This is a genomic window from Comamonas sp. B-9, from assembly GCF_000410635.1.
Classification (GTDB): Bacteria; Pseudomonadota; Gammaproteobacteria; order Burkholderiales; family Burkholderiaceae_C; genus Comamonas.
On sequence record NZ_KE148545.1, the window covers coordinates 1 to 9748 of the forward strand.

The window sequence follows — 9748 nt, forward strand, 5'->3', positions numbered from 1 at the left end:
GCTAGCGGCGCAGCAGACGGCTCGCTGCAGCGCGCGCAGGCGCGCTCTCCTCGGCCGGTGCCGGCCGCGCTTGCAGCGACTGCCGGAAATCGCGCGCATAGCCAAAGCTGGGCGCCGGGTGGCGCGCGGCAAACCAGAAGGTGGTGGCCGCCGCAATCTGCGGCCTGCAGTACCAATAGGCATGGCCATCGCCGTCCATGGCCCACCAGCGCGCATCCTCTGGCGCCTGGCTCCAATCGATGCTTGAGAAATTCATAGTTGAGCTTGTAAAAAATAAAGGACATCCCCGCGCCGGCCGCCCGGCCCGTCGATGGGCCCGGTCTGCAGCACCAAGGAGCGGAGTTTCGGAAATGCACCAGGGGCCGCCCTTGCTGCAGCAACGCCGGCCCGGTCAAGACATGGCATTCGGCAAAGGGGCAGGCTGCTGCGGGCATGCACAGCGCATGGGCAGCATGGGGGCAGCAGGCTGCGGCAGACAGTGCGCTGGCCCAGGGCCAGGGAGGCGCTGAACGCCACCGGTCAAAACCGCCCTGTGGGCGGCACGCCAGCCTCGGGCCGATCTGTGCGAAAAAACCAACTTAAATAATATACTATATCTATCGTTAATAAATAGCGATAAATTCAACAAATGTTAGGTATGCCCACGATCTACCCCATGTGTGGCACAGTCGCTACCCATCGCGGCGCCAGCGCTTCGCCATCCATCGGTAAAAACACCGATGAAACAGAGGCGTTTTCGTAAAAATCTCCGGAACTTTTACGCTCCGGCCTGGTGCTATCCAGCTGCCATCGGCACCTGTTCCCAGCCATTTTTTTACGCATCTGTAAAAAATTTAATTACATAGCAATTTACAATTGGAGTAATTATTTTGATTTGAAAAAATGAATTCATCATGACCCACGTTTACCAGCCGCAGAGATCGGCATCCATCCCCACATTGCGGCAGCTCAGCTGCTTCAAGCAGGCCGCTGAGCACCCCACCTTCACGCAGGCCGCCCAGTCGCTGGCGATGAGCCAGCCGGCCTTTTCCTCCGCCATTCGCGAACTTGAACTCACGCTGGGCGTTACCTTGTTTGACCGCAGCATGCGGCGCGTGCGGCTGACGCCGGCGGGCGAATCGGTACGCGCCCAGGTCAGCTGGATGATTGCCACCTTTGACCAGGGCATGGAGGAGATGCTGCAGCGGCTGCAACACCAAAGCCATGCCATCCGCATCCACTGCATCCCCTCGGCATCGCAGTGGATTGCGCCGTATATGGCCCAGTTCCAGCAGCGCCACCCGGAGGTGCATTTCGTGCTCGACGACATGCACAGCGACACGCTGATCGAGTCGATCACGCAAGGGGATGCGGACATCGCGGTGGGCCTGCAGTTCGACACGCCCTCGCACATCGATTCGCGCCTGATCGCCACGGACGAGATCATGGTCGTGCTCTCCCCGCGCCATCCACTGGCCCAGCAGGCCAAGCTGCACTGGCACCATCTCAAGGACCAGCCCCTGGCGGTGCTGCGGCGGGGCAATACCTATGACATGATCACCACAGTGCTGCGCGAGCAGGGCGTGCATGTCAATGTGCCGCACAATCTGTCGTCGATCGAATCCCTGTACGCGCTGGTGCACAGCGATCTGAAAGTCGGGCTTATATCCAGCCTGAGCAAGCAGGCGCACTCTGACCCGCAGCTGTGCTACCTGCCGATCACCCGGCCGCAACTGGCCAGAAAAATTTGCCTGATGAAGCACGGCAAGCAGACCGGAACGCCGTTGCTGGTGCAGGCCTTCTGGGACATGCTGTGCGATACGCTGTGAGCCAGCCCCGGACACCGCTTACGGACTGCCAACCGGCAACTGCATGCCCCTCCCCGGCGCCAGTGCGCCAGCGCCGCAGCCCAGACCGGCGCTAGTCTGAATAGCCTTTGGGCCAGGCACCAGGCCGCTCACAACAGGCCTCCCAGTTTTTGCCCCGCGCCGTGTGGCCAATGCCGGGGTTCAGGCTGTTGCTCGGGTCCAGCTGGCGGTAAAAATCGGCCAGTGCAGGCTTGGCCACATAGAGGTGGCCCACATTGTGTTCGGCCGGGTACTCGGCCCGGCGCGCATCGAGCAGCGTCCACATGCGGTGCTCCATCGCCAGCGGATCGACACCCTTTTTTACGATGTAGTCCTGGTGGAAGACATGGCAGAAAAAGTGGCCGTAGTAGAGCTTGTGCACCATGTCGGCCTCGACCTCGGCGGGCAACTGCTCGACCCAGTCGCGGTCATTGCGGCGCAGGGCAACATCGAGCGCGACGATGTCTTCAACCTGGGCGCGGTGCACTTCGCGGTAGCGGATGGCGGCGCCGGCAATCGCAAAGCGGTGCAGGAAGGCCTTGCGCCCTTCGTCGGCATCACACTCAAACCAGCCGCCACTGCCGCTGCCAGCAAAATGCGTGCTCAGAAACGCGCGGGTGGCGTCGGCCGTGTCGTTGGCCACGCGCAGCAGCAGGTGGTGCTCATAGCGCTCGCGCCACTGGCGCATGCGCGGCGGCAAATGGCTGGGCAAGAGGTTGGTGACCGCCTGGATGATGCGGTCGCTGACGCCGCGCAGGCCCAGGCGCTCAAAGAAGCCATCGACCCGGCTTTTGAGCGCAAAGGCCGCAGGCACGCGGGCGGTGCCAAAGCGGTCGATCAGCAAGAAGGTGTCCTTGCCGTATTGCTCGCCAATGTCGTAGGCGGTGCGGTGGATGTACTCGCCGGCAATCGGCAGCTCCGGCAAGGCGGTGAGCAGATGGCGGCGCACCGTGGTCAGGTCGTCGGCTGCATTGCTGCCGATATAGAAGACGGTGCTGGGCACTTTCGGAAAGGTATCGAGCCGCACCGCAAACAGGCAGAGCTTGCCGGCCGAGCCCGAGGCCTCAAACAAGCGCGAGGGATCGGCATTGAAGCGCGCGGGCGAATCCTGGTCCACATCGCGCACGGCGGCGGCGTAGCGCGGGTCGGAGGCGGCGCGCTGCGCATCGTGCGTGATGTCGGCCTCGCGGTAGTCGCCGTTGTGCAGGCGGGTCAGGATCTCCTGCGGCGTGGCGCCCAGTTCTATTCCCAAGTGGTTGACCAGCGCCAGCGAGCCATCGGCCCGCACCTGGGCATAGAGCGCCAGCTCGGTATAGGCCGGGCCACGCCGCACCAGCGAGCCGCCGGAGTTGTTGCAGATGCCCCCCAGCACCGAGGCACCGATGCAGGACGAACCGATGACCGAATGCGGCTCGCGCCCCAAGGGTGCCAGCACCTGCTCCAACTTGTCCAAGGTCGCCCCGGGCAGGCAGACGACCTGGGCGCCACCGCCAATCACCTGCACCCCGGTGATGCGCAAGGTGTTGATCAGCACAATCTCGCGGTCATAGCCACTGCCATCGGGCGTCGATCCGCCGGTGAGCCCGGTGTTGGCCGCCTGCATGATGACGATTCGTTCGGCTGCCACAGCGGCCTCCAGCACCTGCCACTGCTCCCACAAGGTCGCCGGACGCACTACTGCCAGCACCGGGCCTTCGCCAGTCCGATGGCCTTTGCGAAAGCGGCGCGTGGCCTGGTCGCCCGTCAGCACATGGGCGGGGCCGACGGCCGCGCGCAGCTGGGCCAGCAGCGCATCGCGCGAGACGGGGGTGGTGGTGGCAGCGGTCATGGCAGGTCTTGGTAGGGTACGTCGTTTACTGGCGCACCAGCAGATCGCCGTTGATATCGGCCACCTTGGCCACGCTGGTCAAGGTCATCGCCACGCGCATTTCCTTTTCCATCAGCTCCAGCAGGTGCTTGACGCCCGCCTGGCCCGAGGTGGCCAGCGCATAGATAAAGGCGCGGCCGAGCAAGGTGGCGTCCGCCCCCAAGGCGATGGCGCGCACGATGTCGAGGCCATTGCGGATGCCCGAGTCCGCCAGGATCTTGATCTGGCCCTTGACCGCATCGGCAATCGCCGGCAGCGCGCGGGCCGACGACAGCACACCATCCAGCTGGCGGCCACCATGGTTGCTGACCACGATGCCATCGGCGCCAAAGCGCACGGCGTCCTTGGCGTCTTCCGGATCGAGGATGCCCTTGATGACCATCGGGCCCTTCCAGAAGTCGCGGATCCATTCCAGGTCCTTCCAGGAGATCGATGGATCAAAGTTGCTGCCCAGCCAGCCGATGTAGTCGGCCAAACCGGTGGGGCTGCCCCGGTAGGCGGAGATATTGCCCAGGTCATGCGGGCGGCCGTTCAGCCCCACATCCCAGGACCAGGCGGGGTGGGTGACGGACTGCCAGTAGCGGCGCATCGCGGCATTGGGGCCGCTCATGCCGGAATGCGCATCGCGGTAGCGGGCGCCGGGCACGGGCATATCGACCGTGAACACCAGGGTGGAGCAGCCAGCGGCCTGCGCGCGCTCCAGCGCATTCTTCATAAAGCCCCGGTCCTTGAGCACATAGAGCTGGAACCACATCGGCCGGCCCAGGCCCGGCGCCACCTCTTCAATCGGGCAGACCGAGACGGTGGACAGGGTGAAGGGAATGCCATGGGCAGCGGCGGCGCGCGAGGCCTGCACCTCGCCCCGGCGGGCAAACATGCCCAGCAGACCGACGGGCGCCAGGATGGCGGGGATGGAGAGCTTTTCGCCAAACAGCTCGATGCTGGTGTCGAGCTGGCTCATGTCCTTGAGCACGCGCTGGCGCAGGGCAACATCGGCGTAGTCGGCCACATTGCGCTTGAGCGTTTGCTCGGCATAGGCGCCGCCATCGATGTAGTGGAACAGAAAGGGCGGCAGGCGCTTTTGCGCGGCGGCGCGGTAGTCGGATGCGGAAGAGATGATCATGGTGGCGCTCTCAGGGCTGGGAGGTTTGTCTCGGTTTGTTGGTTGTCAGGATCAGCGCAGATCAGGGCACACCCGGCAGGCTGGGCATCAGCTCGGCCGGCAGGCGCATCGATCGCTCGCGCCGCGCACGCTCCTCGTCCATTTGCAAGATGGTGTGGCGCACATGCTCCAGGTGCTCGCCAATGCAGGCGCGGGCGCGCTGCGGGTCGCCCTCCAAAATGGCCTGCATGAGGCTTTGGTGCTGCACCGTGAGCTGCTGCAGGGTGACCGGGGCGCTCAGGCGGAACATGTCGTGGCGGTTGCGCTCCACGGTAGACAGCACCACGGTGAACAGGCTTTGCATCACCTGCACCAACACCAGGTTGTGCGAGGCCTCGGCAATCGCCAGGTGGAACTGCGCATCGGCGCGCGCAGCCAGCTCGGCATGGCCGCTTTGCTGGTGCTCGATCATCACATCAAAGCAGCGCTGGATGCGTTCCTTGTCCTGCGCAGTGGCGCGCTGCGCGGCCAGCCAGGCGGTGCTGCTCTCCAGCGTATGGCGGGTTTCCAGCACGTCATAGCGGTAGTTGGGGTCCGATTCGATCAGCCCGGCCAGCGGCGCCATGGCCTCTTGCAGCCAATCGGCAGATGGCACGGTCTGCACATAGGTGCCATCGCCCCGCCGGGCCGACAGCACCCCCTGGCTGATGAGCTTTTGCAGCGCCTCGCGCACTGACGTGCGCGACACCCCCAGCTCCAGCGCCAGTTGCCGCTCTGCCGGCAGGCGCTGGCCCGGCTGCAAGCCACGGGCCTGCACCAGGGCAAGCAGTTTTTCGACGACATGGTCAGCGAGGCGCATGGGGAAGAGCTTTCAGGTGGTATGTGTTCTCGTCGCGGGCGCCACCAACGGCGATGGCGCAGCAACGCTCAATGACCCGGAATCATCCATGGAAACACATAAGCCTGCAGCGTAGTCATCAAACCGATGATGACCGCAAAGATCAGGCTGTGCTTTACCGTAAAGCGGAACAGATCCGATTCGCGCCCCGCCAGACCCACGGCCGCGCAGGCAATGGCGATGGACTGGGGCGAGATCATCTTGCCCGTCACACCGCCGGTGGTGTTGGCGGCCACGGTCAGCACCTGGGGCAGGCCCAGCTGCTGCGCGGTGGTGGCCTGCAGCGCGGCAAACAGTGCATTGGCAGAGGTGTCCGAGCCCGTCAGGAACACGCCAATCCAGCCCAGGAAGGGCGAGAAGAAGGTAAAGGCCTGGCCCGTGTGCGCCAGTGCCAGCGCCAGGGTTGCCGACAGGCCCGAGTAGTTGGCGACAAAGGCAAAGGCCAGCACCATGCCGATGGAGTAGATCGGCACGGCCAGTTCCTTGAAGGTCTCGGCCAAGGTAGCGACCGCTTTGGACGGCGACAGGCGGGTGAAGGCAATGGTGATCAGCGCCGCAATCAGGATGGCGGTACCGGTGGCCAGCAGCCAGTTGAAGGTGTAGACGGCGCCGTAAGGGGCAGCAGCGGCCACGACGGGCGGTGTCTTCTCAACCAGGTTGTGCAGAAACGGCACCGGAATATTGATCACGGTGGCCGCCAGCGGGCCACCCGCGGCAAACAGCGCCTTGAAGGGCTTGATGCTCCAGACCGTAACCATGGCGGTCAGGATGATGAAGGGCGACCAGGCCTTGATGACGGCCATGGCTGTCAATGGCGCGCCCGAGGACACCGGTGCTGCAGGCACGGCGGCCGCACCCTGTTCACCCGCCTCTGGCGTAAAGCGGAAGATGCGCTTGGGCTGCCAGACCTTGAGGAACAGGGTCAGCGCAATCAAGGACACGATGGCCGAGGTGATATCAGGCAGCTCCGGGCCAATGTAGTTGGCGGTGAGGAACTGCACGATCGCAAACGAGCCACCACCGACCAGCACCGCAGGCCAGGTCTCCTTCACCCCGCGCCAGCCATCCATGATGGCCATCAGCCAGAACAGCACCAGCACGGTCATGAACGGCAGCTGGCGGCCCGCCATCTGGCCAATCGCAAACGCATCGACGCCCGAGACCTGGCCGGCGACGATGATCGGAATGCCCATGGCGCCAAACGCCACCGGTGCGGTATTGGCGATCAGGCACAGGCCTGCGGCATACAGCGGCTTAAAGCCCAGGCCAACCAGCAAGGCTGCCGTGATCGCGACCGGTGCGCCAAATCCTGCCGCGCCTTCCAAAAACGCGCCAAAGCAAAAGCCCACCAGGATGAGCTGCAGGCGCTGGTCCGGCGTGACCGACAGGATGGACGAGCGGATCACATCGAACTGCCCCGTTTTGACGGAGATCTTGTACAGAAACACCGCAGCCACAATGATCCAGGCAATGGGCCACAACCCATAGAAGAAGCCATAGACGGCCGAAGCCAGCGCCGCGCTGACGGGCATGCGGTAGAACAGCAACGCTACCGCCAGGGCCAGCACCACCGTGATGGTGCCCGCTTGGTAGCCCTTGAGCCGCAGCTTGGTCAGTGCCAAAAAGAAAAACAGGATCGGAATCAAGGCCACCAGGGCCGACACCCAGATGTTGCCAGCCGGGTCGTAGTTTTGCTGCCAGAGAGTTTGCATGGCGATGTCTCGAAGTTATTGGAGGGGCGCCTGAGGCGCCTTGATCTTGGGCTGTTCACCGGGGGCATGGCGCCAACGGGCTGCTTGGGCTGCCCTGTGCTTGGCTTTGCCTGGTGAATGGCTTGTTCGCTATGCCGCTGGTTGGACCTTTGGTCTAAATTGGTATTACCAATAAACCATGAACTTGCTAACCTGCGGCAAAGTTGGGCGATTATTGGGGAATCAGGGAATTTTATTGTCAGGGTAAACCCGTAATTTGACAATTTATCGGGCTAGTTGATTTATTGGTAATACCAATTTATTACCTGAAGCTGGACGCATATCCAGGTGCTTAGCTCTATTTGCCTTACGTCAAGGCGTCTCTTGCACTCGCCCGGGCAGACCATGTTGGGCTGGGCGACTCAGCCGCAACGTGGGTTCTGTGAGGGGTTGGTCATTAAAGCGTTTGGCACATGGATGGCTCGGTATCGCACGGAGGCGCTTGCCTGTGCATGTTGAGGCAGTCGGATGTTTGGGTGGGGATGTGACCTTGTGCGGCACGCCGGTGGCGTGGGCACCTATTTAGTGGTCACTGCAGCAGCATTGCTGCGTAGCAGAGGGAAAGCCGCATCTCATGGCGAGATGCGGCTGCTGCACGGAGATAGATGGAATAGAAACCCTAAGTCGATTTCTCTCGACTAATGAGAAAAATTTAATAAAAAGCTTTGCTAATATAAAGCTGATTACTTAGATCATCTATTGCCAGCCCAATGAGAAACAATCAACTCTGCAAAGGAAAGTATATCAGGCGCCACCACCTTAATGTAATGCTCTTGGTACATAGGATATAGCACTACCACCTGCCCACTTAAACCTCCATCAGCAGGATCCAAATCCATAAACCAATAAAGCCCATTCCCATAAGAAAAGAAAATTCTATTTTCATTATAAATTTCAGGTTTAGCTGCACCTTCTACAACAATCTTATCATCGGCATCCAACTCTCTGCACCATTCGAGATCACTTTGACTTGAGCTGGTCAAATCACTCCATTGCAGCGCAGAATAAAAACCATTAAAAACAATCTCGCCAATTGGTGAGTTATGCTGAATAACAGCTGGGTTAACTGGAACATCCTCCCCTGGCCAATTTACCATACGCAGAAGACTTTTACATGTTGCAGGCACCTCCTTATGAAGCTGCACTTCGAGGGCATCAATTTGATGATCATCCGGCCCATTCGATTTTGGAAAGCCAATATCATTCAGCTTAGTGACCAATCCAATAATTCGATCTTGATTATTTTCAATCATGGTAAATTATGATTATTTCCATTTTTATCTATATAGAAGCTTGGAAGAAAAGGTGCAGATAGATTTAAAAAGAGATCATTCGAACCTACTTTAGCACTTCCATAAAATCTCCCCAATCTATTTCCATGTGCTTGATTGCCCCAAGCTGGAACGGAGCGCAACGAAACATGCCCCGCCAAGTACATAATCGTTCCTCCTTGCAAGGATGTAACATATGGGTATTCATCGCAATTCGTGCCGACCGGCCGTGGCTTTCCACAGGCAATTGCCATCAAACTATCGGAGACTGGCCTCCTCGATCCACGCATCAATAAAAATGCCAAAGGTCGCGGTATTCCGTCCGCCGTGCTGCCATTACCCATTAGCGAATCCATTATGTGCATAGAAGTATTAGGACTTTGAACTCCGTTGACTAATGTCGGTATTTTCCTAAGAAAGCATTTCTTGCTCACCCTGCATTGAACTGCAAAACCGGTCAGCATGGCTGCCACTCCCGCATTGCCAAAGGTCGCATTGCTGGAAGTAATATTGCTGACTGCGGAATCAATGATAGGGGACAACAACGCATTGGAGAACATGTCAAATAAAGACATTCGAGCATAGGCGATCGATATGTTCATCCCCGCGCTCATCATCCCACCCAAGGCAATGTTCCCACTCGGATCCACCGTATTGACCGGGTCCGCATTGCCATACAGGTACTTGTTCAGAGTCAGCGGAATGCGACTCGCGCCGGGATGCTCATCCATCGAGATAAACCGGCCGATCTGCGGATCGTAATCACGCGCACGGAGGTGCAGCAGACCCGTCTGGCTGTCGGCATATTCGCCGGTGTATCGGTGGCTGGTGGCAGCGGCATCGGCCGCATTGGCGGGCATGCCTTCAGTGGCGCCCAGCGCAATGCCGAAGGCGTCGTAGCTGAAGACATGGCTGGTGGCAGCCGTTTGGGCCACTCGTACGCTGCCCAAGCCATCGCTGAGCAGCTGGGTTTGCGCGCCGGCCGAGGTGCTGGCGATCAGCTCACCTAAGCCATCGGGGGTGTGCACATGCA

At 60.5% G+C, this 9748-nt stretch carries 8 protein-coding genes; 1 reads left to right on the forward strand and 7 read right to left on the reverse strand.

The window, feature by feature from the left end:
• Position 1: 1 nt before the first annotated feature.
• Positions 2–256, reverse strand: a complete 255-nt coding sequence (locus tag H928_RS0108905; RefSeq protein WP_021026177.1) for a hypothetical protein — start codon at positions 254–256, stop codon at positions 2–4.
• A gap of 637 nt (positions 257–893) precedes the next feature.
• On the opposite strand from H928_RS0108905, the gene H928_RS26860 reads away from it, so the two are divergent.
• Positions 894–1808: a LysR family transcriptional regulator gene (locus H928_RS26860; protein WP_021026178.1), complete on the forward strand. Its 915-nt coding sequence runs from the start codon at positions 894–896 to the stop codon at positions 1806–1808.
• A gap of 91 nt (positions 1809–1899) precedes the next feature.
• On the opposite strand, the gene dld is transcribed toward H928_RS26860, so the two are convergent.
• The 6 genes from dld to H928_RS32845 all read right to left on the reverse strand — a co-directional run.
• On the reverse strand, positions 1900–3654 hold the full coding sequence (gene dld, locus H928_RS0108915) for a D-lactate dehydrogenase (protein WP_021026179.1): 1755 nt from the start codon (positions 3652–3654) through the stop codon (positions 1900–1902).
• A gap of 25 nt (positions 3655–3679) precedes the next feature.
• Positions 3680–4816, reverse strand: a complete 1137-nt coding sequence (gene lldD / locus H928_RS0108920) for an FMN-dependent L-lactate dehydrogenase LldD (protein WP_021026180.1) — start codon at positions 4814–4816, stop codon at positions 3680–3682.
• 61 nt (positions 4817–4877) lie between these two features.
• Entirely contained in the window at positions 4878–5654 is a 777-nt protein-coding gene (lldR, locus tag H928_RS0108925) for a transcriptional regulator LldR (protein WP_021026181.1), read from the reverse strand.
• A gap of 68 nt (positions 5655–5722) precedes the next feature.
• On the reverse strand, positions 5723–7405 hold the full coding sequence (gene lldP, locus H928_RS0108930; RefSeq protein ID WP_021026182.1) for an L-lactate permease: 1683 nt from the start codon (positions 7403–7405) through the stop codon (positions 5723–5725).
• Positions 7406–8136: 731 nt separating this feature from the next.
• Positions 8137–8697: an SMI1/KNR4 family protein gene (locus H928_RS30720; protein WP_084635741.1), complete on the reverse strand. Its 561-nt coding sequence runs from the start codon at positions 8695–8697 to the stop codon at positions 8137–8139.
• On the reverse strand, positions 8694–9748 hold a 1055-nt coding region (locus H928_RS32845; protein WP_306729935.1), incomplete at its 5' end, for an RHS repeat-associated core domain-containing protein. The genes H928_RS30720 and H928_RS32845, both read right to left, overlap by 4 nt.

Bases quoted from the DNA above. Each gene is read 5' to 3' on its own strand.
- lldP (WP_021026182.1), bottom strand. From the start codon at position 7,405: ATGCAAACTCTCTGGCAGCAAAACTACGACCCGGCTGGCAACATCTGG.
- dld (WP_021026179.1), bottom strand. From the start codon at position 3,654: ATGACCGCTGCCACCACCACCCCCGTCTCGCGCGATGCGCTGCTGGCC.
- lldR (WP_021026181.1), bottom strand. From the start codon at position 5,654: ATGCGCCTCGCTGACCATGTCGTCGAAAAACTGCTTGCCCTGGTGCAG.
- H928_RS26860 (WP_021026178.1), top strand. From the start codon at position 894: ATGACCCACGTTTACCAGCCGCAGAGATCGGCATCCATCCCCACATTG.
- H928_RS0108905 (WP_021026177.1), bottom strand. From the start codon at position 256: ATGAATTTCTCAAGCATCGATTGGAGCCAGGCGCCAGAGGATGCGCGC.
- H928_RS30720 (WP_084635741.1), bottom strand. From the start codon at position 8,697: ATGATTGAAAATAATCAAGATCGAATTATTGGATTGGTCACTAAGCTG.
- lldD (WP_021026180.1), bottom strand. From the start codon at position 4,816: ATGATCATCTCTTCCGCATCCGACTACCGCGCCGCCGCGCAAAAGCGC.